22 protein-coding genes are annotated in these 24,216 nt (G+C 71.3%); 11 read left to right on the forward strand and 11 right to left on the reverse strand.

Features of this window, described 5'->3' with window-relative positions:
* The first annotated feature begins 201 nt into the window (after nt 1-201).
* Nucleotides 202-540: a WhiB family transcriptional regulator gene (locus ACIQFZ_RS19285; RefSeq protein ID WP_172632898.1), complete on the forward strand. Its 339-nt coding sequence runs from the start codon at nt 202-204 to the stop codon at nt 538-540.
* A 174-nt stretch (nt 541-714) separates the two neighbouring features.
* Here the strand turns inward: ACIQFZ_RS19285 and ACIQFZ_RS19290 are convergent, their stop codons facing one another.
* Both ACIQFZ_RS19290 and ACIQFZ_RS19295 read right to left on the reverse strand, forming a co-directional pair.
* Nucleotides 715-2,091, reverse strand: a complete 1,377-nt coding sequence (locus ACIQFZ_RS19290; protein ID WP_376652409.1) for an ArsA family ATPase — start codon at nt 2,089-2,091, stop codon at nt 715-717.
* Complete coding sequence (locus ACIQFZ_RS19295; RefSeq protein WP_365425300.1) at nt 2,088-3,065, reverse strand: ArsA-related P-loop ATPase; 978 nt, start codon at nt 3,063-3,065, stop codon at nt 2,088-2,090. The genes ACIQFZ_RS19290 and ACIQFZ_RS19295 overlap by 4 nt, the downstream gene beginning before the upstream one ends.
* A gap of 106 nt (nt 3,066-3,171) precedes the next feature.
* Here ACIQFZ_RS19295 and ACIQFZ_RS19300 point away from each other — a divergent pair, with 106 nt between their 5' ends.
* The 4 genes from ACIQFZ_RS19300 to ACIQFZ_RS19315 all read left to right on the forward strand — a co-directional run bounded on the left by ACIQFZ_RS19300 (nt 3,172) and on the right by ACIQFZ_RS19315 (nt 5,606).
* Nucleotides 3,172-3,330, forward strand: a complete 159-nt coding sequence (locus ACIQFZ_RS19300) for a DUF4177 domain-containing protein (RefSeq protein ID WP_009189813.1) — start codon at nt 3,172-3,174, stop codon at nt 3,328-3,330.
* Nucleotides 3,327-3,791: a RidA family protein gene (locus ACIQFZ_RS19305; RefSeq protein WP_365425302.1), complete on the forward strand. Its 465-nt coding sequence runs from the start codon at nt 3,327-3,329 to the stop codon at nt 3,789-3,791. Before ACIQFZ_RS19300 ends, ACIQFZ_RS19305 begins: the two co-directional genes overlap by 4 nt.
* A gap of 71 nt (nt 3,792-3,862) precedes the next feature.
* On the forward strand, nt 3,863-4,732 hold the full coding sequence (locus ACIQFZ_RS19310; protein WP_402691755.1) for an NUDIX hydrolase: 870 nt from the start codon (nt 3,863-3,865) through the stop codon (nt 4,730-4,732).
* A 43-nt stretch (nt 4,733-4,775) separates the two neighbouring features.
* Complete coding sequence (locus tag ACIQFZ_RS19315) at nt 4,776-5,606, forward strand: MBL fold metallo-hydrolase (RefSeq protein WP_365425306.1); 831 nt, start codon at nt 4,776-4,778, stop codon at nt 5,604-5,606.
* A 71-nt stretch (nt 5,607-5,677) separates the two neighbouring features.
* On the opposite strand, the gene ACIQFZ_RS19320 is transcribed toward ACIQFZ_RS19315, so the two are convergent.
* Complete coding sequence (locus ACIQFZ_RS19320) at nt 5,678-6,352, reverse strand: Crp/Fnr family transcriptional regulator (RefSeq protein WP_100568471.1); 675 nt, start codon at nt 6,350-6,352, stop codon at nt 5,678-5,680.
* Between the two features lie 308 nt (nt 6,353-6,660).
* Between ACIQFZ_RS19320 and nth the strand changes: the two genes are divergently transcribed.
* The 3 genes from nth (at nt 6,661) to ACIQFZ_RS19335 (ending at nt 9,709) form a co-directional block, all read left to right on the forward strand.
* Nucleotides 6,661-7,623 (forward strand): endonuclease III, encoded by a 963-nt coding sequence (nth, locus tag ACIQFZ_RS19325; RefSeq protein WP_402691756.1) that lies wholly within the window; start codon nt 6,661-6,663, stop codon nt 7,621-7,623.
* An 82-nt stretch (nt 7,624-7,705) separates the two neighbouring features.
* Entirely contained in the window at nt 7,706-8,410 is a 705-nt protein-coding gene (locus tag ACIQFZ_RS19330; protein ID WP_402691757.1) for an NUDIX hydrolase, read from the forward strand.
* A gap of 99 nt (nt 8,411-8,509) precedes the next feature.
* Entirely contained in the window at nt 8,510-9,709 is a 1,200-nt protein-coding gene (locus ACIQFZ_RS19335) for a MarP family serine protease (protein WP_402691758.1), read from the forward strand.
* Nucleotides 9,710-9,730: 21 nt separating this feature from the next.
* Here the strand turns inward: ACIQFZ_RS19335 and ACIQFZ_RS19340 are convergent, their stop codons facing one another.
* From ACIQFZ_RS19340 to ACIQFZ_RS19365, 6 genes are all read right to left on the reverse strand, one after another.
* Entirely contained in the window at nt 9,731-9,910 is a 180-nt protein-coding gene (locus ACIQFZ_RS19340) for a hypothetical protein (RefSeq protein WP_365425314.1), read from the reverse strand.
* A 127-nt stretch (nt 9,911-10,037) separates the two neighbouring features.
* Nucleotides 10,038-10,988 carry an alpha/beta hydrolase gene (locus ACIQFZ_RS19345; RefSeq protein WP_358733491.1) on the reverse strand — a complete coding sequence of 317 codons (951 nt, stop codon included), beginning with the start codon at nt 10,986-10,988 and terminating at the stop codon, nt 10,038-10,040.
* Nucleotides 10,985-11,479, reverse strand: a complete 495-nt coding sequence (locus tag ACIQFZ_RS19350) for a phage holin family protein (protein WP_402691759.1) — start codon at nt 11,477-11,479, stop codon at nt 10,985-10,987. Before ACIQFZ_RS19350 ends, ACIQFZ_RS19345 begins: the two co-directional genes overlap by 4 nt.
* A gap of 121 nt (nt 11,480-11,600) precedes the next feature.
* Nucleotides 11,601-13,043: a Na+/H+ antiporter NhaA gene (nhaA, locus tag ACIQFZ_RS19355; protein ID WP_383055802.1), complete on the reverse strand. Its 1,443-nt coding sequence runs from the start codon at nt 13,041-13,043 to the stop codon at nt 11,601-11,603.
* Between the two features lie 221 nt (nt 13,044-13,264).
* Nucleotides 13,265-15,229 carry an acetate--CoA ligase gene (acs, locus tag ACIQFZ_RS19360; RefSeq protein WP_365425322.1) on the reverse strand — a complete coding sequence of 655 codons (1,965 nt, stop codon included), beginning with the start codon at nt 15,227-15,229 and terminating at the stop codon, nt 13,265-13,267.
* 130 nt (nt 15,230-15,359) lie between these two features.
* Nucleotides 15,360-17,765, reverse strand: a complete 2,406-nt coding sequence (locus ACIQFZ_RS19365; protein ID WP_402691760.1) for a bifunctional SulP family inorganic anion transporter/carbonic anhydrase — start codon at nt 17,763-17,765, stop codon at nt 15,360-15,362.
* Between the two features lie 319 nt (nt 17,766-18,084).
* Between ACIQFZ_RS19365 and ACIQFZ_RS19370 the strand changes: the two genes are divergently transcribed.
* Nucleotides 18,085-19,347, forward strand: a complete 1,263-nt coding sequence (locus tag ACIQFZ_RS19370; protein WP_402691761.1) for a hypothetical protein — start codon at nt 18,085-18,087, stop codon at nt 19,345-19,347.
* Nucleotides 19,348-19,353: 6 nt separating this feature from the next.
* Here the strand turns inward: ACIQFZ_RS19370 and ACIQFZ_RS19375 are convergent, their stop codons facing one another.
* Nucleotides 19,354-20,334, reverse strand: coding sequence for an ATP-binding protein (locus ACIQFZ_RS19375; RefSeq protein ID WP_383055921.1), 981 nt, complete (start codon nt 20,332-20,334; stop codon nt 19,354-19,356).
* Nucleotides 20,335-20,434: 100 nt separating this feature from the next.
* Between ACIQFZ_RS19375 and ACIQFZ_RS19380 the strand changes: the two genes are divergently transcribed.
* On the forward strand, nt 20,435-21,298 hold the full coding sequence (locus ACIQFZ_RS19380; RefSeq protein ID WP_365432940.1) for an oxidoreductase: 864 nt from the start codon (nt 20,435-20,437) through the stop codon (nt 21,296-21,298).
* 370 nt (nt 21,299-21,668) lie between these two features.
* Here ACIQFZ_RS19380 and ACIQFZ_RS19385 read toward each other — a convergent pair whose 3' ends face one another.
* Nucleotides 21,669-22,502, reverse strand: a complete 834-nt coding sequence (locus ACIQFZ_RS19385; RefSeq protein WP_365432943.1) for an HAD-IB family hydrolase — start codon at nt 22,500-22,502, stop codon at nt 21,669-21,671.
* A 583-nt stretch (nt 22,503-23,085) separates the two neighbouring features.
* Between ACIQFZ_RS19385 and ssd the strand changes: the two genes are divergently transcribed.
* A complete protein-coding gene (ssd, locus tag ACIQFZ_RS19390) occupies nt 23,086-24,189 on the forward strand; it encodes a septum site-determining protein Ssd (RefSeq protein ID WP_365774563.1) in 1,104 nt (367 codons plus the stop codon).
* Nucleotides 24,190-24,216: the final 27 nt, after the last annotated feature.

Consider the following 24,216-nt stretch of genomic DNA (forward strand, 5'->3'; position numbering starts at 1 on the left):
TGCGCCGGGAATGTCGCGCATGCCGCCAGCTCACTCCCCCGGGTGATCTGCCGCTTACCCATAGTCCGTTCGGGCCATTCAAGATTGGGCCCGCTGGGGGTGTTGCGCCGTGCCCACCTTCCGTAACGTCCTCAACTGGCGGCGGTGAATATGCCGCTGCCGCCGTGGGGGAGCCTCGATTCGGGAGAGGACGGCGCCGGTATGGGCTGGGTAACCGACTGGAGTGCGCAGGCGGCCTGTCGCACTACCGATCCGGATGAACTGTTCGTTCAGGGAGCAGCGCAGAACAGGGCCAAAGCGGTGTGCACCGGATGCCCGGTTCGCACCGAATGTCTCGCCGACGCGCTCGACAATCGCGTCGAGTTCGGCGTCTGGGGGGGAATGACGGAGCGTGAGCGCCGCGCACTGCTGCGCCGGCGGCCGACCGTGACCTCCTGGCGCCGGCTGCTGGAGACCGCGCGCATGGAGTACGAGCGGGGCGCGGGACTGGTGTCCCTCGCCGACGACCAGGTGTACGAGGACTACGCGGCGGTGGGCTGAAGGGTCGGCTGAGGCGTCGTCCTTCCTGGGCGGCGGCGCCGCCCCTTCTGGGCGGTCTGCCTTCGGGGGCGGCGGAGTCGTCCCTCCTGGGCGGGCCGCGGTTGTCCGTGTGTTCGTGAGTCCGTGGCCGTCCCGCCGCGGGGAGGGACTGCCGAAGCACCCGGCGGGCGCGTGTCAGGCGCCCGGCTCGGGCAGCTCGCGGCGGTGTTCCGCGAGCCGGTTTCCGATGTCCCGCAGCCCCGTGAGGTCGTGTACGTCCCCGGGCAGCGCGGCCACTTCGGCCACCGCCACCTCGGGGTGCAGGGCGGTGAAGCGGTCACGCGTGCGCTGCTCACGGGAGAGCAGCTGCATGCGCTCGGCATGCAGCCTCAGCAGGCCCGCGGTGACCTGGTCGACGGACGACTCCGGCTCGAAGTCGTCGTCGGTGGGCGCCTCGGGGTCCGCGGGAGGCGCACCGGAATCGGGATGAGCAGCGGGAGAGTCTGAACTGCCGTACGTTTCGGGAGAGTTACGAATTCCAGCTTTCCCGTCCCGCTGATCCACAATGCGGGACTCCTCAAGATTTTCCGCGGCGGCGAGTGCCCGCTCGGCCGACAGTTCACCGGCGCCGCTGCCGTGCACCCGGTTGAGCACCAGACCGGCCAGCGGCATCTTCTCCGCGGCCAGTCGCTCCACGAAGTACGCGGCCTCGCGCAGCGCGTCCCGCTCCGGGGCCGCGACCACCAGGAACGCGGTTCCCGGCGCCTGGAGCAGCTTGTACGTCGCGTCCGCGCGGGTACGGAAGCCGCCGAAGGTCGTGTCCATCGCGGCCACGAACGTCTGGACGTCCTTGAGCAGTTGGCCGCCCAGCAGCTTGCCGAGCGTGCCGGTCATCATCGACATCCCGACGTTCAGGAACTTCATCCCCGCGCGCCCGCCCAGCTTCGCCGGGGCCGTCAGCAGCCGGATCAGCCGGCCGTCGAGGAAGGAGCCGAGCCGTTTGGGCGCGTCCAGGAAGTCCAGGGCCGAGCGGGACGGCGGGGTGTCGACGACGATGAGGTCCCACTCGTCCCGGGCCCGCAGTTGGCCCAGCTTCTCCATCGCCATGTACTCCTGCGTGCCCGCGAAGCCGGCGGAGAGCGACTGGTAGAACGGGTTGGCCAGGATCGCGGCCGCCCGCTCGGGGTCCGCGTGCGCCTCGACGACCTCGTCGAAGGTGCGCTTCATGTCGAGCATCATGGCGTGCAGCTCGCCCTCGCCCTCGGTGCCCTTCACCCGGCGCGGGACGTTGTCCAGGGAGTCGATGCCCATGGACTGGGCGAGCCGGCGGGCCGGGTCGATGGTCAGGACGACCACCTTGCGGCCGCGCTCGGCGGCGCGCAGGCCGAGGGCCGCCGCGGTGGTGGTCTTGCCGACCCCGCCCGAGCCGCAGCACACCACGATCCGGGTCGTCGGGTCGTCGAGCAGCGGGTCGACCTCGAGCGCGCGCGTGGGTGCCAGATGGCGGACGCCGTCGTGCGCGGGGGCGGAGGTGCGTGCGGTCTCCCGCGCGGGTGCCGGGTCCGGGCTCATGACATCCCCTGCTTCCGCAGCTCGGTCGCCAGTTCGTACAGGCCCGCCAGGTCCATGCCCTCGGCGAGCAGCGGCAGTTCGTGCAGGGGCAGACCCAGCTCGCTCAGCACCGACCGCTGCTCCTCCTCCAGCGTGTAACGCTCGGCGTACTCCTCGGCCTGCTCCAGCAGCGGACCCACCAGCCGCTCGGCGTTCTGACCGCGCTGTCCTCCGCCGAGCCCGGCGGAGGACAGCGACCGGGCGAGCGCGGTGCGCGAAGCGGTCCGTACGAGTTCCAGGTCGCCCGCGTCCAGCACCTGCGGGCGCTCCATGTTCACGATGATGCGCCCCACCGGGAGCCGGGCGGCACGCAGTTCGGCGATGCCGTCGACGGTCTCCTGGACCGGCATCTCCTCCAGCAGCGTCACCAGGTGCACGGCGGTCTCGGGCGACTTCAGCACCCGCATCACCGCCTGGGCCTGATTGTGTATCGGGCCGATCTTCGCCAGGCCCGCCACCTCGTCGTTGACGTTGAGGAAGCGGGTGATGCGCCCGGTGGGCGGCGCGTCCATGATGACGTAGTCGTAGATGAATTGTCCGCTGCGGTCCTTGCGCCGCACCGCCTCGCACGCCTTGCCGGTCAGCAGGACGTCCCTGAGCCCGGGCGCGATGGTGGTGGCGAAGTCGATGGCGCCGAGCTTCTTCAGGGCCCGGCCGGCACCGCCCAGCTTGTAGAACATCTGGAGGTAGTCCAACAGGGCCAGTTCGGGGTCTATGGCCAGCGCGTACACCTCCCCGCCCCCGGGAGCGACGGCGATCTTCCGTTCCTCGTAGGGCAGCGCCTCCGTCTCGAAGAGCTGTGCGATGCCCTGCCGGCCCTCGACCTCGACGAGGAGCGTCCGCTTCCCCTCCGTGGCCAGGGCCAGCGCGAGGGCGGCGGCGACCGTCGTCTTTCCGGTCCCGCCCTTGCCGCTGACGACCTGGAGCCTGCTCACGTATTCGAGACTAACCAGTTCGCGCTCGGGTCACGCGGGAGGCTGTGGACAACCGGCGTCGTGGTCGCCCCGTGGCCCGCCGGCGGCAGCGGATACAGTCGGCCACATGACCAAGTGGGAATACGCAACCGTGCCGCTGCTCGTCCATGCCACGAAGCAGATTCTGGACACCTGGGGCGAGGACGGCTGGGAGCTCGTCCAGGTCGTGCCCGGACCGAACCCCGAGCAGCTGGTGGCCTACCTGAAGCGGGAGAAGCAGGCATGAGCGCGGTCGAGGCGAGGCTGGCGGAGCTGGGTCTGAGGCTGCCGGAGGTCGTGCCGCCGCTGGCCGCCTACCAGCCCGCGGTGCGGTCCGGCGTGTACGTCTACACCGCCGGCCAGCTGCCGATGGTGGACGGAAAGCTCCCGGTCACCGGCAAGGTGGGCCTGGAGGTCACCCCGGAGGAGGCCAAGGAGCTGGCGCGCACCTGCGCGCTGAACGCCCTGGCGGCCGTCAAGTCCGTCGCGGGCGATCTGGACCGTGTCGCGCGCGTGGTGAAGGTCGTGGGCTTCGTCGCCTCGGCGACGGACTTCACCGGCCAGCCGGGCGTCGTCAACGGCGCCAGCGAGCTGCTGGCCGAGGTCCTCGGCGACAAGGGCGTGCACGCGCGCAGCGCGGTCGGTGTGGCGGTGCTGCCGCTGGACGCGCCCGTGGAGGTGGAGATCCAGGTCGAGCTGGAGCCGTAGGCGGAGCCCGGAACCGGCTCTGACCTCGGTCACCTCTCGAACATTCGCGCACCACGGGATAGCCTCCGCCCATGGCGAATGGGCAGTGGTTTCCCCCGGACTGGCCGGACCGTATCCGCGCGCTCGCGGACGGCAGCCTCACACCGGTCGCGCCGAAGCGCGCGGCCACCGTCATGCTCCTGAAGGAGACCGGTTCCGGCCCCGCGGTGCACATGTTGCGCAGACGCGCCTCCATGGCCTTCGCCGGAGGCGCGTACGCGTACCCGGGCGGTGGCGTCGACCCCCGTGACGACGACCACCACGTCCGCTGGGCGGGGCCCTCGCGCGCGTGGTGGGCCGACCGGCTCGGCGTCGACGAGAAGGCGGCCCAGGCGATCGTCTGCGCGGCCGTCCGCGAGACGTACGAGGAGGCCGGCGTCCTGCTCGCCGGCCCCGACGCGGACAGTGTCGTCGGCGACACCACGGGTGCCGACTGGGAGGCCGACCGTGCCGCCCTGGTCGCCCGTGAGCTGTCGTTCGCGGAGTTCCTGGACCGCCGGGGCCTGGTCCTGCGCTCGGACCTGCTGGGGGCCTGGACCCGCTGGATCACCCCCGAGTTCGAGTCCCGCCGCTACGACACCTGGTTCTTCGTGGCCGCGCTGCCCGAGGGCCAGCGCACCCGGAACGCCTCCACGGAGGCCGACCGCACGGTGTGGATGGCGCCCGCGGAGGCGGCGGCCGGGTACGACCGGGGCGAGCTGCTGATGATGCCGCCCACCATCGCCACCCTGCGCCAGCTGGTGCCCTGCGCCAGCCCCGCCGAGGCGCTCACCGCCGCCCGGTCCCGCGATCTGACCCCCGTGCTCGCGCAGGCCCGCCTGGTGGCCGGCGAGGTGGTCCTGACCTGGCCGGGGCACGACGAGTTCACCAAGCACATCCCGAGCGGCACGGCCCGCGCGTGAGCCGCCGCTCCCGCCCGGCCGACGTCGAGGAAGGCCCTCTCGCATGACGGACGCAGCAGCGCTACCCGGTCAGCCCCGGGGCGGGGTACTGGCCGGCCCCGCCACCGCGCGGGCCGTCAACGTCCTCGCGCCCAACGCGTCCCCCATGACCCTGGACGGCACCAACACCTGGATCGTCTCGGAGCCCGACTCCGACCTGGCCGTGGTGGTCGACCCCGGGCCGCTGGACGAGGGCCACCTGGCCCAGGTGGCCGCCACCGCCGAGGAGGCGGGCAAGCGGATCGCGCTGACCCTGCTGACACACGGCCACCCCGACCACGCCGAGGGCGCCGCCCGCTTCGCCGAGCTGACCCGCACGCGCGTGCGTGCGCTCGATCCGGCCCTGCGGCTGGGCGACGAGGGCCTGGGCGCGGGTGACGTGATCAAGGTGGGCGGCCTGGAGCTGAGGGTCGTACCGACCCCCGGCCACACCGCCGACTCCCTCTGCTTCCACCTGCCGGCCGACCGCGCCGTGCTCACCGGCGACACGATCCTGGGCCGGGGCACGACCGTCGTCGCGCACCCCGACGGCCGTCTGGGCGACTACCTGGACTCGCTGCGGCGGCTCAGGTCCCTCACCGTCGACGACGGCGTCCACACGGTCCTGCCCGGTCACGGACCCGTCCTGGAGGACGCCCAGGGCGCCGTCGAGTTCTACCTCGCCCACCGGGCCCACCGGCTCGCCCAGGTCGAGACGGCCGTCGAGTCCGGCCACCGGACCCCGTCCCAGGTCGTCGCCCACGTGTACGCCGACGTGGACCGCTCCCTGTGGCCGGCGGCCGAGCTCTCGGTGCGCGCCCAGCTGGAGTACCTCCGGGAGCACGGTCTCATCTGACGGCCGACGACGAGGGCCGACGGCGAGGGCCCCATCCCGGCCGGGAACGGGGCCCACAGGACCGCGACGGGTCAGCGCGAGCGCTTCGCGAGGCGCTCCACGTCCAGCAGGATCACCGCGCGGGCCTCCAGGCGGAGCCAGCCGCGCTGGGCGAAGTCGGCCAGGGCCTTGTTCACGGTCTCGCGGGAGGCGCCGACCAGCTGGGCCAGCTCCTCCTGTGTGAGGTCGTGCACCACGTGGATGCCCTCCTCGGACTGCACGCCGAAGCGGCGGGAGAGGTCCAGCAGAGCACGGGCGACACGGCCCGGAACATCGGAGAAGACCAGGTCCGACATCTGGTCGTTGGTCTTGCGCAGGCGCCGGGCGACGGCGCGCAGCAGGGCGCCGGCCACCTCGGGCCGCACGTTCAGCCAGGGCTGGAGGTCGCCGTGGCCGAGGGCCAGCATCTTGACCTCGGTCAGCGCGGTCGCGGTCGCGGTGCGCGGGCCCGGGTCGAACAGCGACAGTTCACCGATGAGCTCGCCGGGGCCCACGACGGCCAGCATGTTCTCGCGGCCGTCCGGGGACGTGCGGTGCAGCTTGACCTTGCCTTCGGTGACCACGTAGAGCCGGTCGCCCGGGTCGCCCTCGTGGAACAACGAGTCGCCACGTGCGAGTGTCACCTCCGTCATGGAGGCGCGGAGCTCCGCGGCCTGCTCGTCGTCGAGCGCCGCGAAGAGCGGATTGCGCCGCAGAACGTCGTCCACGAGTTCTCTCCTTGTCGACCTGCTCAGAGGATCTTGCTCCCCCGTGTGCCAGGGGTCCGTGTTCCCCATTTTGCCGGACGGTCCAAACAGTGTGATCTGTCACAAGGATGCCGCACAGGTGTGCCCGTTTACGCGGCAGGGGTCCAATCGGGGTCCGATCTCCGGGGTCCGGAGCGGATGTCGGTGCTGGGCTTTAGGCTGGCCGGGTGTCCAAATCGCCGGTGAGAGCGCAGGCCGAGGGGGCTGGGCGGGTGGTTGTACGTGAGGATTCCGCTGTGGGCGAACAAGGGGCCGACGATGGAACGAACATGGCAAAAACGGCGAAAAAGGCACCCGTGAAGAAGGCAGTACCTGCGAAGAAGGCAGCACCTCAGAAGAAGACGGCCCCCGCTAAGAAGGCCGTGGCCCCGAAGAAGGTGACGGTCGCGCCGAAGAAGGCCGGCGCCGCCGTCAAGAAGGCCGCGCCGGCGAAGACGCTCGCCCCGAAACCGCCGAAGAACGAGTCGCGCACGGCTCTCGTCCGTCGGGCCCGCCGCATCAACCGCGAGCTCGCCGAGGTGTACCCCTACGCCCACCCCGAGCTGGACTTCGAGAACCCCTTCCAGCTTCTGGTCGCCACGGTCCTGTCGGCCCAGACCACGGACCTGAGGGTCAACCAGACCACGCCCGCGCTGTTCGCCAGGTACCCCACCCCCGAGGACCTCGCCGCCGCGAATCCCGAGGAGGTCGAGGAGATCCTGCGGCCCACCGGCTTCTTCCGGGCCAAGACCAAGTCGGTGATAGGCCTGTCCCAGGCACTGGCGGAGGAGTTCGGGGGCGAGGTCCCGGGGCGGCTGGAGGATCTCGTCAAGCTCCCCGGCGTCGGCCGTAAGACCGCCTTCGTGGTCCTCGGCAACGCCTTCGGCAGGCCCGGACTGACCGTGGACACGCACTTCCAGCGGCTGGTGCGGCGCTGGCAGTGGACCGAGGAGACCGACCCCGACAAGATCGAGGCCGCCGTCGCCGCGCTCTTCCCCAAGAGCGACTGGACGATGCTCTCGCACCACGTGATCTTCCACGGCCGCCGCATCTGCCACGCCCGCAAGCCCGCGTGCGGCGCCTGCCCGATCGCCCCGCTCTGCCCGGCCTACGGCGAGGGCGAGACGGATCCGGATAAGGCGAAGAAGCTGCTCAAGTACGAGAAGGGCGGCTTCCCGGGCCAGCGCCTCAAGCCGCCGCAGTCCTACCTGGACGCGGGCGGCAGGCCGGCACCGCCGCTGGGGGCCGGATGACACCGGGGCCGGATGACGCGGAACGATCTCGGTGCCGTGGGGCGTTGGACACGGCAGGACGGCGAGGGGAACGGGGGTGGCGATGACGCGGGCGAGTGAGGCGAGCGGGACGCAGGGCGGCTCGGTGGCGCTCAGCACGGAGGGGCTGCCCGGCTGGCTCGGGCCGGTCGTGCGCGTGGCCGAGACGGTCCGGCCGGTCCAGCTGAGCCGCTTCCTGCCGCCGGAGGACGGCGCGGGGCGCCAGTCCGCCGTCCTGATCCTCTTCGGTGAGGCCGAGCGCGGCCCCGAGTTGCTGCTCATGGAACGGGCCGGCTCCCTGCGCTCGCACGCCGGCCAGCCGGCGTTCCCCGGCGGGGCGCTCGACCCCGAGGACGGCGACCCGCAGGGCGAGGGCCCGCTGCGGGCCGCGCTGCGCGAGGCCGAGGAGGAGACCGGGCTCGAGCCGGGCGGCGTCCAGTTGTTCGGCGCGCTGCCCCGGTTGTACATCCCGGTCAGCGGCTTCGTCGTCACACCCGTGCTCGGCTGGTGGCGAGAGCCCAGCCCGGTCGGTGTCGTCGACCCGGCGGAGACCGCACGCGTGTTCACCGCGCCCGTGGCGGATCTCACGAACCCCGACAACCGGGCCACGGCCGTCCACCCCGGCGGCCACCGAGGTCCGGCATTCCTGGTCGAATCGGCCCTCGTGTGGGGCTTCACCGCCGGGATCATCGACCGCCTGCTCCACTACGCGGGCTGGGAGCGGCCCTGGGACCGCGGCAAGCAGGTCCCGCTCGACTGGCGGTCGTGACAGGGTGGGCACCGCGTCGGTGCTGCCGGGGGGCGGAACTCCAGGAGGACACAGGCCGACCTGGGGTGATCGGAACATGATGAGGCGAGGCTCGACGCGGTGAACGTGCTGGACATCCTGCTGCTGATCGCCGCCGCGTGGTTCGCGGTCGTGGGCTACCGCCAGGGATTCGTCGTCGGCATCCTGTCGGTGATCGGCTTCCTGGGCGGCGGACTCCTCGCCGTGTACACGCTCCCGGTCATCTGGGACGCGATGACGGACAACACACCGGTCAGCACCACCGCGGCCGTCGTCGCGGTCATCGTCGTGATCGTCTGCGCCTCGGTCGGCCAGGCCCTGACCACCCACCTCGGCAGCAAGCTGCGCGTGTACATCACCTGGTCCCCGGCCCGCGCCCTGGACGCGACCGGCGGCGCCCTGGTCAACGTCGTCGCCATGCTGCTGGTCGCCTGGCTGATCGGCTCGGCCCTCGGCGGCACGACGATACCGACGCTGGGCAAGTGGGTGCGCAACTCCCGTGTGCTGCTCGGGGTCTCGGAGGTGCTGCCCGCGCAGGCCGACACCTGGTTCGCGGACTTCACCTCCGTCCTCGCGCAGAACGGCTTCCCGCAGGTCTTCAGCCCGTTCGCCAACGAGCCCATCACCGACGTACAGCCCCCGGACCCGGCGCTGGCGAACAGCGCCGTGGCCCTGCGCGCCAAGCAGTCCGTCGTCAAGGTCATGGGCACCGCGCGCAGTTGCGGCAAGGTGCTGGAGGGCAGCGGCTTCGTCTTCGGAAACCGCCGCGTCATGACCAACGCGCACGTCGTGGGCGGGGTCGACGAACCCACCGTCCAGATAGGCGGCGAGGGACGGAAGTACGACGCCAAGGTCGTCCTGTACGACTGGCACCGCGACATCGCCGTGCTGGACGTGCCGGACCTGAAGGCGCCGGTCCTGAAGTTCACCGGCACGGACGCGCACAGCGGCGACGGCGCGATCGTCGCCGGCTTCCCGGAGAACGGGTCGTACGACGTCCGTGCCGCGCGCGTACGCGGGCGCATCACGGCCAGCGGCCCGGACATCTACCACCGCGGCACGGTGCGCCGTGATGTCTACTCGCTGTACACGACCGTGCGCCAGGGCAACTCCGGCGGCCCGCTGCTCACGCCCGACGGCAGGGTGTACGGCGTGGTGTTCGCCAAGTCCCTCGACGACGCCGACACCGGCTACGCGCTCACGATCGACGAGATCCAGCAGGACATCGCGCAGGGTCGTACCGCGAACCAGCAGGTGGGCAGCGACGACTGCGCGCTGTAGGCCGTGCCGGCCGGTGCCGGGTCAGCCGCGGCTGTGACGCAGGCGTACCGAGACCCAGCGCGCTCGGCGGCGCAGGATGCGGGGAATGCCCACCCGTGGGTCCGTGTCCGTCAGCTGCGGAGCTCCGCGCTGATGGGAGTTGGGACCGCTCACCGAACGGCGGGTGCCTGCTACGTCGTTGTAGTCGTGCGTCCAGCCCATACCGGGACGTCTGCCCCCGCCCCAAGGTCGATAACCGCCCGCGGACTCACCAATTGGCCTATGCGCCGGGCAATTGGCAGTTCGCAGGACAGCTGTTCACGTTCGGATACCGGGCGCATCGTCCGGGTCACCGATCCGGTTCGGGGTCTTTCAGCCAGTTGACCAGCTCCGTCGAGAAGGCCACCGGATCCTCCTCGTGAGGGAAGTGGCCGAGGCCGTCGAACAGGCGCCAGCGGTAGGGGGCTTCGACGTACTCGCCCGAGCCGGCCGCGCTACGGGTGCGCTGGACGGGGTCGAGGGAGCCGTGCAGGTGCAGCGTCGGCACGCGCACGGGCCGCTTCATCCGGCGGTAGAACTGGATGCCGTCGGGCCGGGCCAGCGAGCGCACCAGCCAGCGGTACGGCTCGACGGAGCAGTGCGCCGTCGAGGGGATGCACATGGCGCGGCGGTACGTCTCCACCGCTTCGTCGTCCGGCAGCCGCGGTCCCGACCAGTCCCGTACGAGCCGGGCTACCAGGGCACCGTTGTCGGCGGTGAGCTGCCGCTCGGGGATCCAGGGCCGCTGGAACCCCCAGATGTACGAACTCGCCGCCGTCTGCCGGACGTCCCCGAGCATCGCCGAACGCCAGCGCCTGGGGTGCGGCATCGAGGCGACCGCGAGCCGCCGTACCAGCTTGGGGCGCATCGCGGCCGCCGTCCACGCCAGGTAGCCGCCGAGGTCGTGGCCGACCAGCGCGGCGTCCGGCTCGCCGAGCGAGCGGACCACGCCGGTGATGTCGAGGGCGAGGTTGGCCGGGTCGTAACCGCGGGGCGTACGGTCGCTGCCGCCCACGCCGCGCAGGTCCATCGCGACGGCCCGGAAACCGGCGTCGGCGAGGGCGACCAGCTGGTGCCGCCACGTCCACCAGAACTGCGGGAAGCCGTGCAGAAGCAGGACCAGCGGTCCGTCGCCGAGCTCGGCGATGTGGAAGCGGGCGCCGTTGGCCGCGACGTCCCGGTGCGTCACCTTCCTGCCGCCGGGCAGGTCGATACGGACGACCGGCGTCGATTGTGCCGAAGGGGTGGCGGGCTCCGTCATGAGGTCGAGCGTGCCACAGCCTCGATGGCCGCGGGGGAGCGGTCCTCCAGGGCGGTCGGCTCCGGGCGCGGGTGTGGCTTGGCCTTCTGGAGCACCCCGGCCGTCGCCTTCATGGACGCGGCGACCTTCTGCGGGCCCTGGCTCTTCTTCGTCTTCTTCCCGAGGAGCACACCGATCAGCGCCAGTACGCCGGCGATCAGGACATTGGCCGCGAAGGACAGCAGGAAGCAGAGGGCGAGGTTCCACTTGCTCCAGGTGTGAATGCCGTACGCCAGCGCGAAGTTGAGCATCGGCAGGGAGAACAGCAGCAGCGCACCGGCCAGGCCCAACACGACGCCGCTGACCGCGCCGCGCCTGAAGTCCTTGCGCAACTGGGCCTTGGCCAGCGCGATCTCGTCGTGCACCAGCGCCGACATCTCGGTGGTCGCCGAGGCGAACAGCTGGCCGATGCTGCGTTCGGTGCCGACCGGGCTGCCGTCGGGTGCGCTCATCGCGTTCTTCCTCTCCTGCCTGACTTCGGACTGCGTTCCGTCCGGCCTCTGCCCGGCTGCTGTCACTGCCTGACTTCTGCCCGACTGGGAACGCTCCTGTCATTTGTACCGTCCCGTCAGATCATGCCGGACCGCCGTCCTGCTCGCCTGCCCTGTCCGGCACTTCGGCAAGCCGCCCGTCCTGTTCGGCGGTCTTCGCCTCGGCGAGCCGGCGGTGCTCGGCGGCCTTCCGTTCGTGAATCTCGGCCATGCGCAGGTGGTAGGCGGGGTCGTCCTGCTCGTAGACGTCCGGGATGCCGTCGAGGTCGTCGTCCCGCTCCTCGGACTCGCACAGCCTCCGGTACCGGGCGTTGCGGATCTTCAGCAGGACGGTCGCCAGAATCGCCGCGATGAGGGAGCCGGTGAGGACTGAGGCCTTGACCTCGTCGGTGAGCGCCGCGTCGCCGGTGAAGGCCAGTTCACCGATGAGCAGGGAGACGGTGAAGCCGATCCCGGCGAGGGTCGCCACGGCGAACAGGTCGGCCCAGGCGAGGTCCTCGCTGAGCGACGCCCTGGTGAAGCGGGCGGTGAGCCAGGTCCCGCCGAAGATGCCGACCGTCTTGCCGACGACGAGTCCGAGGACGACGCCGAGTGTCTCGGGCCGGGTGAACACGTTGGCCAGCGCCCCGCCCGAGACGGAGACACCCGCGCTGAACAGGGCGAACAGCGGCACCGCCAGACCGGCCGAGAGGGGCCGTACGAGGTGTTCGACGCGCTCGCCGGGGGAGGCCTTCTCGCCCTCGTGGGGGGCGCAGCGCAGCATCAGGCCCATCGCGACGCCCGCGATGGTGGCGTGTACGCCGCTGTTGTACATCAGCGCCCAGATGACCAGGGCGAGCGGCACGTACACGTACCAGCCGCGCACGCCCTTGCGCAGCAGCAGCCAGAAGACGACGAGGCCGGCCGCCGCGCCGCCGAGCGCGGCGAAGTTCAGGTTTCCGGTGAAGAAGACGGCGATGATCAGGATCGCGAACAGGTCGTCGACGACGGCGAGTGTCAGCAGGAAGGCGCGCAGGGCGCTGGGCAGCGAGGTGCCGATGACCGCGAGCACGGCGAGCGCGAAGGCGATGTCCGTCGCGGTCGGCACCGCCCAGCCGCCGAGCGAGCCCTCCGAGACGAGGTTGGTCAGGGCGTAGACGACGGCCGGTGCCGCCATGCCGCACAGCGCGGCGATCACCGGCAGGATCGCGGCTCTGGCGTCCTTGAGGTCTCCGGCGACGAGTTCGCGCTTGAGCTCGATCCCGGCGACGAAGAAGAAGACGGCGAGCAGTCCGTCGGCGGCCCAGTGCTCCACGGAGAGGTTCAGGCCGAGGGAGGCGGGGCCGAGGGGGAAGTGTCCGACGCTCTCGTAGCTGCCGCGCAGGCCGGGGATGTTCGCCCAGAGCAGGGCGGCGACCGCGGCGAGCAGGAGGATCACACCACCGACGGTCTCGGTGCGCAGCGCGTCCGCCACGAAGTTCCGCTCGGGCAGGGACAGGCGTCCGAGGAACTTGCGGGCTGGGGTGTCGGTGCGGGGCGCGGCCACGGGAACCTCCGGTCGGTGGGCATGACGGATCACATGCCGACCAGACTTCCCGGCGCACCTGAGGGATTTTTCCGTTGTGTTGTCCCGCCCACCTTACCCAAGGCGGCGCCGAGCGGGTCCCGGTGTCCTCCCGGGATGCGGAAGGGGCACCTGGCGCTTGTCCCGCCGAGTGCCCCTTGACGCCGTACTCAGTCCTCGTCCGTCTTCCGGGCGTTCCCCGCTCAGTCCTCGCTGGGCGACGCGGGGAGCTTGGCCTGGATGAGGTCCATGACGGCGGAGTCGGTCAGCGTCGTGACGTCTCCGAGCTGCCGGTTCTCCGCCACGTCGCGCAGCAGGCGCCGCATGATCTTCCCGGAGCGGGTCTTCGGCAGCTCCGCCACCGGCAGGATCCGCTTGGGCTTGGCGATCGGGCCGAGCGTCGAGCCGACGTGGTCGCGCAACTCGCCGACCAGGTTGTCGGTCTCGGTGACCGCGCCGCGCAGGATCACGAACGCGACGATCGCCTGTCCGGTCGTCTCGTCCGTCGCGCCGACCACGGCCGCCTCGGCGACCGACGGGTGGGAGACCAGGGCGGACTCGACCTCGGTCGTGGAGATGTTGTGCCCGGACACGAGCATCACGTCGTCGACGCGGCCGAGCAGCCAGATGTCGCCGTCGTCGTCCTTCTTGGCGCCGTCACCGGCGAAGTACCGGCCTTCGAACCGCGACCAGTAGGTGTCGATGAACCGCTGGTCGTCGCCCCAGATGGTGCGCAGCATCGACGGCCACGGCTCGGTGAGCACCAGGTAGCCACCGCCGCCGTTGGACACCTCGTTCGCCTCGTCGTCCACCACGGTGGCGGAGATGCCGGGCAGCGGCCGCTGGGCCGAGCCGGGCTTGGCGGCGGTCACACCCGGCAGCGGGGAGATCATGATTGCGCCGGTCTCGGTCTGCCACCAGGTGTCGACGACCGGGGTGCGGTCGCCGCCGATGTTCTTGCGGTACCAGACCCACGCCTCCGGGTTGATCGGCTCGCCGACCGAGCCGAGGATGCGCAGGGAGGACAGGTCGAACTTCGCGGGGATGTCGTCGCCCCACTTCATGAACGTACGGATCGCCGTCGGCGCCGTGTAGAGGATCGTCACGCCGTACTTCTGCACGATCTCCCAGAAGCGGCCCTGGTGCGGGGTGTCCGGCGTGCCCTCGTACATCACCTGCGTCGCACCGTTGGCCAGCGGCCCGTACACGATGTACGAGTGGCCGGTGACCCAGCCGACGTCGGCGGTGCACCAGAACACGTCGGTCTCCGGCTTGAGGTCGAAGACCGCCCAGTGCGTGTACGCCACCTGCGTGAGGTAGCCGCCGGAGGTGTGCAGGATGCCCTTCGGCTTCCCCGTCGTGCCCGAGGTGTAGAGGATGAACAGCGGGTGCTCCGCCTCGAACGCCTCCGGTGTGTGCTCGGCGGACTGGCGGTCGACGATCTCGTGCCACCACAGGTCCCGGCCCTCGGTCCAGGCCACCTCCTGGCCTGTGCGGCGGACCACGACCACGTGGTCGACGTTGTCCACGCGCTCGACCGCCTCGTCGACGGCCGGCTTGAGCGCCGACGGCTTGCCGCGCCGGTAACCGCCGTCGGCGGTGATGACGACCCTGGCGTCGGCGTCCTGGATGCGGGTGGCGAGCGCGTCCGCGGAGAAGCCGCCGAAGACCACCGAGTGCGTGGCACCGATCCTGGCGCAGGCCAGCATCGCGACCGCGGTCTCCGGGATCATCGGCATGTAGATCGCGACCCGGTCGCCCTTCCGGACGCCGAGTTCGAGCAGTGCGTTCGCGGCCCTGGACACCTCGTCCTTGAGCTCGGCGTAGGTGAGGGCGCGGTGGTCGCCCGGCTCACCCTCGAAGTGGATCGCGACGCGGTCGCCGTGCCCGGCCTCCACATGCCGGTCGACGCAGTTGTACGCCACGTTGAGTGTGCCGTCCTTGAACCACTTGGCGAACGGCGGGTTCGACCAGTCGAGCGTCTCGGTCGGCTCCACGGCCCAGGTCAGCCGGCGGGCCTGCTCGGCCCAGAATCCCAGCCGGTCGGCCTTGGCCTGCTCGTACGCGTCCGCCGTGACGTTGGCGTTCGCGGCCAGGTCGGCGGGCGGCGCGAAACGTCGTTCCTCCTTCAGGAGGTTGGAGAGTGAAGAACGCTCGTTGTCTGCCATCGTCGCACACCGTCCCAGTGGTTTAGACCAATCAATGTGCCCGATTCTCCGAGGGCCCCAGGGTGTCGGTCAACCCCTCTCATCCTGACACCCGCTCATCCACGGGTCACGCACGACGATCCCCGGAGGTTCACTCCTGGAATGTTTTCTCGCTGAGGGTGCCCGATGTGTCGCTCAATGTGAGGGTCGGCGCCGTCGCCTGCGGAATCTCCGTCGCCTCGACCCGGGTGAAGGTCTCCTCGCCGTCCGCCCCCGTGAGCAGGTACGCCTCGGCCTCGCCCACGTGGAAGTACATCCCGTGCAGCTCCAGCACCCCTTCCCGCAGGGCGCGGGCCACCGAGTCGTGGGCGCGCAGGTGCTCCAACTGCTGGACCACGTTGGTGAGGCACAGCCGCTCGACCGCGTCGGCGGGCGGCCGTCCGGCCGGCCGGGGGCCGGGGCGGCCGTCGTCCGCCATCCGCTCCAGGCTGGGCAGCCCGTGCCGCAGCCACCGCCCGAGCGGCGTACGGGTGTGTCCGGAGCCGGAGTCGGTGCCTGAGGCGAAGTCAGGGCCCGAGGCGAGGAGGGCCTGCATGGCCCCGCACCCGGAGTGGCCGCACACGGTGATGGAGCGCACTTCGAGCACGTCCACCGCGTACTCCACGGCCGCCGCCACCGAGTCGTCGTCGCCCTGCCCTGGTGGCGGCACGAGGTTGCCCACGTTCCGCACTACGAAGAGGTCGCCGGGGCCGCTGGAAGTGATCATCGACGTGACCAGTCGCGAGTCGGCGCAGGTGAGGAAGAGTTGGGACGGGCGTTGCCCCTCCCGCGCCAGCCGCGCCAGTTCCTCGCGCACGCGGGGAGCGGTGCTGTGCTGGAACGCTCGGATGCCGTGCGCCAGCCGGTGGCCGCGGTCGCCGGGTGCCGGTGCCGCGTTCCCGCACTGGTGGTTGCGCCAGGGCGTCCAGGGACGGCAGCGGCACCGGGCGCCGTCCGGCGCGGCGGGCTCGGCGATGCGGACTCCGGTACGACGGCCGGTGAGTTCGACCGAGCCGCCCTGCGCGGTGTGCGTCCGCTGCCAGTCCTGCAGTGCCTCGTACGCCGCGTGATCCATGAACGAGCCGTCCAGCCGGACGACTACGGCGGCTCCCGGCGGCACGAGGTGCAGGGCCCGGCTGAGCCGTGGCACCGCGAGGAACGTCAACTGCCCTCGTACATGGACGTGATGGAATCCCTTCCGCTCTTCGTGCGTGATGCGGGTGCGGGTGAGGCGGCGCAGGGCGACGGCGACGGCCACGGCGATGCCGAGGGCAACGCCCTGGAGGACGCCGAGGGCCGCCACGCCGAGGGCGGTGGCGGCGTACACCGGCACCTCCTGGTGGCGGGTCACCGTGCGGATGTGGTGCGGGGACACCATCTGGATGCCGACGGCCATCACCAGGGCGGCGAGCGAGGCGAGCGGGACGAACTCCAGCACCGGGACCATCAGCAGCGCGGCGATCACTACGAGAACGCCGTGCAGCATCGTGGAGTTCCGGCTCACGGCACCCGCGCGCACATTCGCCGTACTCCGCACGGCCACCCCGGCGACCGGCAGGCCGCCGAGCGCGCCGGAGACGACGTTGGCGGCGCCCTGGCCGAGCAGTTCCCGGTCCAGGTCCGAGCGGCCGGCCCGGGCGGCCGGCCCGGCGCGGCCCGCGACCAGCTTGTCCACGGCGACCGCGCCGAGCAGCGACTGCACGCTGCACACCAGCGTGGTGCCGAGCGCTGCGGCGACGAGCCCGAGCACCGGTCCCTGGGGCAGTCCGGCCAGGGCATGGCTGCGCCAGGACGGCAGATCGACCCTGGGCAGCACCAGCCCGGTGAGGGAGGCGACGGCGGTGGCCGCGGCTACGGCGACGAGCGCGGCCGGCACCCTGCCCAGCAGGCGCGCCGCCCGGCCGGGCAGGCGTGGCCAGGTCAGCAGCACCGCCAGGGTCAGCGCGCTCACGGCGAGGGCCGCCGGGTCGAGGCCGGTCAACTGGGCGGGAAGGGCACGGAGGTTGTCGAGTACGGAGCTCTGCGGGCTGCCGCCGAGGACGATGTGCACCTGGGCGACGGCGATGGTCACCCCGATCCCGGCGAGCATGCCGTGCACGACGGCGGGGCTGACGGCGAGCGCGCCGCGGGCCACGCGCAGGCAGCCGAGGGCGAGTTGGGCGAGACCGGCGAGAACGGTGACGGCGCAGGTCGTACGCCATCCGTAGCGCTGGATCAGATCGGCGGTGACGACGGTGAGTCCGGCGGCCGGGCCGCTGACCTGGAGCGGTGAGCCGCCGAGCCGTCCGGCGACGAGTCCGCCCACCGCGGCGGCCACGAGGCCGGCCCGCAGCGGGGCGCCGGTGGCCAGGGCGATACCGAGGGAGAGGGGCAGGGCGATCAGGAAGACCGCGACGGAGGCCGACAGATCGGCTCCCGCGAGGCGGAGGCGACGCGGTCGCCGGGGCGGGCTGTGCGGCGGGTGGGAACGCTCTGTGCGGGCGGACTTCGCGGTGTGGGCGGGGACGCAGGCCGGCATGTTTCCCGTCTCCTCGGGGTGGCGCGGTCGCGGAACTTTCGGCTGACTCGACTTTCGGCTGACTCAGCGGGGCTCAACGGGAGCGGCGGAATCAGCGCTGAGTAAAGCGATCGTAATGCCGCGTAAAGGCCATGCCTGAAGTGTCAACTCAAATGGGGCAGCAAATCACCTCGTTGAGTGAAGTGGGCTTTTTATCGGCTTGTCATACTAATTCCTTCTCCAGTCCATGCGATCTTGACGGCGCTGTCGGCCCGTCCGGCACATCACCAGCACACGCCGTCCCGGCGTCGGACGAGAGAAGGAAGAAGGTGGGCGAAACATGGCCGCCACCCAGAGGATCGCCGCGGGCGTCGCCGTCGCCGCGGTCTGCGCCTCGTCGCTCGCCGGTTGCGCGAGCGGCTCCGAGGCGCCCAGGCGGGGCGCGCCCGGCGCCCCGCAGAAGGGCCCGCAACTGCCCGGGAACATCGTCCGCCTGATCGGCGACGGGTCCACCGCGTACACCGGAGCGCAGCCGCACCTGGCCAGGCCGGAGCGGCTCAAGGCCGGTGAGAAGCCACCGCAGTTCGTCGTGTTCTCCTGGGACGGGGCGGGGGAGGACAGTCAGAAGCTGTTCTCCCACTTCCGCGAGGTCGCCAAGGCCAACAACGCGACCATGACCTACTTCCTCAGCGGCGTGTACCTGCTCCCGCAGGGGAAGCGGGACCTGTACCGCCCGCCGCAGCACGCCCCGGGCAGCTCCGAGATCGGCTTCAACGACGCCCAGGGCATCGCCGACACGGTCGAGCAGGCGCGTCTGGCGTGGCTGGAGGGCAATGAGATCGGCACGCACTTCAACGGTCACTTCTGCGGCCTCGACGGCGGAGTCGGAACGTGGTCGGTCGACGAGTGGAAGAGCGAGATCGCCCAGGCCAAGCAGTTCGTGAAGTCCTGGAGGACCAACACCGGCATGAAGAACACCGCTTCGCTGCCCTTCGACTACGACAAGGAGCTCATCGGCGGCCGCACCCCGTGTTTGGAGGGCCAGAAGAACTTCGTCAGGGCGGCGAGCCAACTGGGCTTCCGCTACGACAGCAGCGGTGTCAACAACCAGGTGTGGCCCAAGAGGCGGGACGGCCTGTGGGACCTGTCGATGCAGCTGGTGCCCTTCCCCGGGCACACCTACGAGCAACTACCCATGGACTACAACTTCATGGTCAACCAGTCCGGCACGCAGACCCAGGGCGACCCCGCCAAGTCCGGCTACTGGGGCAACCAGATGCGCGACGGCCTGCTCAAGGGCTTCTACCGGGCCTACGAGGGCAACCGCGCCCCGCTGGTGATCGGCAACCACTTCGAGTCCTGGAACGGCGGCACCTACATGCGCGCCGTCGAGGACGTCGTGAAGGAGGTGTGCAACAAGCCCGACGTGCGCTGTGTCTCCTTCCGTCAGCTGGCCGACTGGCTGGACGCCCAGAACCCGCGGACCCTCGCCGATCTGCGGACCCTCAAGGTCGGCGAGGCCCCGGCGCAGGGCTGGGCGTCCTTCCTGTCGAGCCGCCCGGCCCCGGCCCCCAAGGGCGTACCCGGGGCGCCCAAGCCGTAGCCGTACTCACGCCGGGGCGGTGACACCCTCGCCGAGGACGAAGCCGGGGTCGATCTGCGCCGCGAGGTCGGCCCCGGTCCGCTCGTTTCCCCACGAGGCGGCGTTCTTCAAGTGGAAGTGCACCATCTCGCGGGTGTAGCGGTCCCAGTCGCGCAGCTCGTACGTGGCGTCGGCGGCGACCTGGAGCAGGCGCAGCGCGCGGCGGTTGGCGTCCTCCAGGAACTCGAACCGGGGCGGCCGGCCCTTCTCCATGGCGCGCACCCAGTCGGAGTGCCCTACGGTCACGAGCAGGTCGTCCCCGACCTCGGCGCGCAGGAAGTCGAGGTCGTCCTGGCCCTGCACCTTGTTGCCGACGACGCGCAGGACGACCCCGTAGTCGCGGGCGTACTCCTTGTACTGACGGTAGACGGAGACCCCCTTCCGGGTCGGCTCGGCGACCAGGAACGTGATGTCGAAGCGGGTGAACATGCCGGAGGCGAAGGAGTCCGAGCCCGCCGTCATGTCGATCACGGCGTACTCGTCGCGGCTGTCCACCAGGTGGTTCAGGAACAGCTCCACCGCCCCGGTCTTGGAGTGGTAGCAGGCGACCCCCAGGTCGGCGTCCGTGAAGGGGCCGGTGACCATCAAACGCGCGGCGCCGCTACCGAGTTCCACTCGGTGCGCGCAGGCGTCGTAGACCGGGTTGTCCCCGCACAGGTGCAGCAGGCGCGAGCCCTCGCCCGGCGGGGTCGTCTTGATCATCGTCTCGGTGGAGGCGATGCGCGGGTTGGTGCCGCGCAGGTAGTCCTTGATCAGCGGCAGCCGGTCGCCCATCGCCGGCAGCGCGGCGGCCTGCGCCTCCTCCAGGCCGAGCGCGGCCCCCAGGTGCTGGTTGATGTCGGCGTCGATCGCGACGACGGGCGCGCCGGTGGCCGCGAGATGGCGGATGAACAGGGAGGACAGAGTGGTCTTGCCGCTGCCGCCCTTTCCGACGAAAGCAATTTTCATGTTCACGAACCGTAGTGCTCTGATTGCTCAGCGTGGAGGGGTGCGTGAAGAAGACCACTCCTTCGTGGGGCGGGGTGCCCGGGCCCGTAGGGTCGTACTCATGAGTACGACAGGAGCGGCCGCCGATCCTCCCCCAAGCTCTCGAACGAGCGCGAGCGGGGAGGACCCCCTTGCGGCCCTGGGTGCGCTGCCCGGTGTGGCCGAGTCCGTGGAGTCCGTGCGCAAGGCCGTGGACCGCCTGTACGGGCACCGGGTCATGCGGCGCCGGAGCAACGAGGTCACCTCCGAGGCGGCGCTGCGCGGTGCGCGCGGCTCCGCGGCGCTGTCCGGTGCGGACTGGGCCCTGGAGGAGGTGCGCCGGCGCTCCGACTTCAGCGGCGACGACGAGGCGCGGGTGATGGGCGCCGCCCTGAGGCTGACGGCCGAGGCCGGCCAACTGCTGTCCATCTGGCGGCAGTCGCCCCTGCGGGTGCTGGCCAGGCTGCATCTCGTGGCCGCCGCGAGCCAGGAGGACGCGGTCGGACGGCCGCGTCAGGAGGGCGAGGACGTCGGCGAGCCGCTGATCGAGCTGCCGCCGCCGAGCGCCGCGGAGGTGTCCGGACGCCTGGAGGGCCTGTCGGAGCTGATCATCGCCGGCAGCTCCGCGCCCGCCCTGGTGACGGCGGCCGTCGTGCACGGCGAACTCCTGGCGCTGCGCCCCTTCGTCTCCGACAACGGACTGGTCGCCCGGACGGCCGAGCGCATCGTTCTGGTCGGCAGCGGTCTCGACCCCAAGTCGGTCTGCCCCGCCGAGGTCGGCCACGCCGAACTGGGTCGCGCGGCCTACCTGGCCGCCCTCGACGGCTATGTCTCCGGCACCCCGGAGGGCATGGCGGCCTGGATCGCCCACTGCGCAAGGGCGGTTGAGCTGGGTGCGCGCGAGTCCACGGCGGTGTGCGAGGCCCTCCAGCGCGGGGCGGCGTGACGGACCCGGACACAGGGTTGCGGCGGTACGAGGACTCGTACCGCCGCTGGCACGACCACCGAGTTACCAAGCGTCCTCGATATGTCGCCCATCAGGTCGGGATCTTTGCCCGTCACCTGGTGCGGCTGGCCCGTAATCGACGGGTCGACGTCGCGTGGGTGCTCGGTGTTCATGCTCGGTCCGTGGGGCCAATTGAGCTTTAAAGGTGATCCTTTCGGATGTCCTTTGGTCTCGCGGGCCTTCGAGTCCTTTGTACTGCAAGCCGGGAGTAAGCGGAACCCCTGGCTGCACTTCTTTACTTTCAGGTTCAAACGGGAACTAAACGGGCGCGCGAGTGCCGCGCGGGATTTTCCGGCGGCCGGGCGGCGGATCAGGCGATCGAGTTCCGGCGCCGGCTCGTGTACCAGACGAGCCCCGCGGTGGCCGCCGCCGCGCCTATGGCCGCCGCCGCGACCAGGGCCGGACGCGGCGGTACGGAGAACGCGGGCAGCCGTTGCTTGAGCCGCACCGGCCGGTGGAAGTCGAGAATCGGCCACGCGCGCGCGACGGCCTCCCGGCGCAGCGCCCGGTCCGGGTTCACGGCGTGCGGATGCCCGACCGACTCCAGCATCGGCAGGTCGGTCACCGAGTCGCTGTAGGCGTAGCAGCGGCTGAGGTCGTACCCCTCGGACTCGGCCAGCTCGCGGATCGCCTCCGCCTTGGTCGGGCCGTAGGCGTAGTACTCCACCTCGCCGGTGAAGCAGCCGTCCTCCCCCACCACCATCCGGGTGGCCACCACGCGGTCCGCGCCCAGCAGTTCGCCGATCGGCTCGACCACCTCCGCGCCCGACGTGGACACGATGACCACGTCGCGGCCGGCGGTGTGGTGCTCCTCGATGAGGGACGCGGCCTCGTCGTAGATGATCGGGTCGATCAGGTCGTGCAGCGTCTCGGCGACGATCTCCTTGACCTGTCGCACGTTCCAGCCGCGGCACAGCGCGGACAGATACTCGCGCATGCGCTCCATCTGGTCGTGGTCGGCGCCGCCGGCGAGGAAGACGAACTGGGCGTACGCCGTTCGCAACACGGCCCTGCGGTTGATCAGTCCGCCTTGGTAGAAGGACTTGCTGAAGGTGAGCGTGCTCGACTTCGCAATGACCGTCTTGTCCAGATCGAAGAAGGCCGCTGTGCGGGGCAAGGAGTGGTTTTCCACGCCCCTGAGCATAGGGGCAGCCCATTCGGCGTAAGGTGGGCGCGTGGGTTTGCCTGAGAGGGCTCTCGGGTACACCATGGAAGTCACGGATCGTTCGCGAACCGTGCCAACCCGGTCCGACTCCTCCCCCCCCGAGTCGACCGTGGAGACGACCCCCGCTCTCCCCCCCGGCGGGGGTCGTCGCATGTCCGGGTGGGTTTCTCCCTTTCTGTCCGCGGTTGCCGAGCCGGATCGGCCGCACCGCGCGGGTTTCTAGGGATTTCCATGATCGGTCACGTTGTGTAGTCGTGGCGCTGCTCTGTGGAAGTCGTACGGGAACCAGTACAGGGGTCACCGGTATGGGTGATGGCGATATTCACAGCCATCGAGTTGTCCACAGTTTTTGACCAAGATCCACACGATTTCCCGGATCACTGCACCGTGATTCCGACGCGCACCGTTCCCGGCGAGTTCATGGCCGGTTCCGATTGTCAGGGCGCGTGCGGCCGGTTCGTATCGGCCGCCCAAAGGAAGGCCGGTCTCCGGTTCTTCTCACGTTCGGGATTCGCGGGGCCGCACGGGCCGCGCGCAAGAAGCAGCGAAGGGGGTTCGACCCGTGGCCGGAACCGTCACACACGATCCACCGCCCGATGCCGGAGGGCTCCAGGGCAGACCGCTGATCGTCACCGAGGACGCCGGGCTCCTCGACGACCTGCTGCGCCTGTGCGCGGCGGCCGGTGCCACACCCGAGGTCCACCACGGCCTGCCCGAGCGCAGAGGCGGCTGGGAGGCGGCGCCGCTGGTGCTGGTCGGCGACGACGCCGCCCGGCGGGTGCGCGGGGCGGTGCGCCGGCGCGGAGTGGTGCTGGTCGGCCGCGACCAGGACGACTCCGGGATCTGGCGGCGCGCCATCGAGATCGGCGCCGATCACGTGCTGGTGCTGCCCGACGGCGAGCGGTGGCTGGTCGACCGCATCGCCGACGTCGCCGAGGGTGTCGGCCGTCCCGCGCTCACCGTGGGCGTCATCGGCGGCCGCGGCGGAGCGGGCGCGTCCACGCTGGCCTGCGCGCTCGCCGTCACCGCCGCGCGGGAGGGCCTGCGCACCCTGCTCGTGGACGCCGATCCGCTGGGCGGCGGCCTCGACGTCCTGCTGGGTGGGGAGACGGCCGAGGGGCTGCGCTGGCCGGCGTTCGCCGCCTCGCGCGGGAGAGTCGGCGGCGGCGCCCTGGAGGAGTCGCTGCCCGAACTGCACTCGCTGCGCGTGCTCAGCTGGGACCGCGGCGACTGCGTGGCCGTCCCGGCGCAGGCCGTCCGGGCGGTGCTGGCCGCCGCCCGGCGGCGCGGCGGCGCCGTGGTGGTCGACCTGCCCCGCCGCGTCGACGAGGCGGCCGCCGAGGCCCTCGCCCAGATCGACCTCGGTCTGCTCGTGGTCCCCGCCGAGCTGCGCGCCGTGGCGGCCGCAGCACGGGTGGCGTCCGCGGTCGGCATGGTCCTGCGCGATCTGCGGGTGGCGGTCCGGGGGCCGTACGCGCCCGGGCTCGACGACCGCGAGGTGGCCCGGCTGCTCGGTCTGCCGCTGGCGGGCGAGGTGCCCGCGGAGTCCGCGCTACGGCGCTCCGGCGAGAGCAGGACCCCGCCCGGGGCGGTGGCGCGCGGACCGCTCGCCCGCTTCTGCACCGCCTTCTGGGAGCGGGCGCTGATCGAGGCGGCCGCCGCATGAGGACGGTTGCCGAACACCTGCGAACGG

Origin of the sequence: Streptomyces sp. NPDC093064 (genome assembly GCF_044754605.1) — a bacterium.
Classification (GTDB): Bacteria; Actinomycetota; Actinomycetes; order Streptomycetales; family Streptomycetaceae; genus Streptomyces.

What these genes read in the sequence shown, in the direction of transcription:
- ACIQFZ_RS19350 (WP_402691759.1), bottom strand. Translation starts at nt 11,479, where the DNA reads ATGAGCGCACCCGACGGCAGCCCGGTCGGCACCGAACGCAGCATCGGC.
- ACIQFZ_RS19345 (WP_358733491.1), bottom strand. Translation starts at nt 10,988, where the DNA reads ATGACGGAGCCCGCCACCCCTTCGGCACAATCGACGCCGGTCGTCCGT.
- ACIQFZ_RS19305 (WP_365425302.1), top strand. Translation starts at nt 3,327, where the DNA reads ATGAGCGCGGTCGAGGCGAGGCTGGCGGAGCTGGGTCTGAGGCTGCCG.
- acs (WP_365425322.1), bottom strand. Translation starts at nt 15,229, where the DNA reads ATGGCAGACAACGAGCGTTCTTCACTCTCCAACCTCCTGAAGGAGGAA.
- ACIQFZ_RS19310 (WP_402691755.1), top strand. Translation starts at nt 3,863, where the DNA reads ATGGCGAATGGGCAGTGGTTTCCCCCGGACTGGCCGGACCGTATCCGC.
- ACIQFZ_RS19375 (WP_383055921.1), bottom strand. Translation starts at nt 20,334, where the DNA reads ATGAAAATTGCTTTCGTCGGAAAGGGCGGCAGCGGCAAGACCACTCTG.
- ACIQFZ_RS19380 (WP_365432940.1), top strand. Translation starts at nt 20,435, where the DNA reads ATGAGTACGACAGGAGCGGCCGCCGATCCTCCCCCAAGCTCTCGAACG.
- ACIQFZ_RS19385 (WP_365432943.1), bottom strand. Translation starts at nt 22,502, where the DNA reads ATGCTCAGGGGCGTGGAAAACCACTCCTTGCCCCGCACAGCGGCCTTC.
- ACIQFZ_RS19315 (WP_365425306.1), top strand. Translation starts at nt 4,776, where the DNA reads ATGACGGACGCAGCAGCGCTACCCGGTCAGCCCCGGGGCGGGGTACTG.
- ACIQFZ_RS19365 (WP_402691760.1), bottom strand. Translation starts at nt 17,765, where the DNA reads ATGCCGGCCTGCGTCCCCGCCCACACCGCGAAGTCCGCCCGCACAGAG.
- ACIQFZ_RS19300 (WP_009189813.1), top strand. Translation starts at nt 3,172, where the DNA reads ATGACCAAGTGGGAATACGCAACCGTGCCGCTGCTCGTCCATGCCACG.
- ACIQFZ_RS19290 (WP_376652409.1), bottom strand. Translation starts at nt 2,091, where the DNA reads ATGAGCCCGGACCCGGCACCCGCGCGGGAGACCGCACGCACCTCCGCC.
- nth (WP_402691756.1), top strand. Translation starts at nt 6,661, where the DNA reads ATGGCAAAAACGGCGAAAAAGGCACCCGTGAAGAAGGCAGTACCTGCG.
- ACIQFZ_RS19340 (WP_365425314.1), bottom strand. Translation starts at nt 9,910, where the DNA reads ATGGGCTGGACGCACGACTACAACGACGTAGCAGGCACCCGCCGTTCG.
- ACIQFZ_RS19285 (WP_172632898.1), top strand. Translation starts at nt 202, where the DNA reads ATGGGCTGGGTAACCGACTGGAGTGCGCAGGCGGCCTGTCGCACTACC.
- ACIQFZ_RS19330 (WP_402691757.1), top strand. Translation starts at nt 7,706, where the DNA reads ATGACGCGGGCGAGTGAGGCGAGCGGGACGCAGGGCGGCTCGGTGGCG.
- ACIQFZ_RS19370 (WP_402691761.1), top strand. Translation starts at nt 18,085, where the DNA reads ATGGCCGCCACCCAGAGGATCGCCGCGGGCGTCGCCGTCGCCGCGGTC.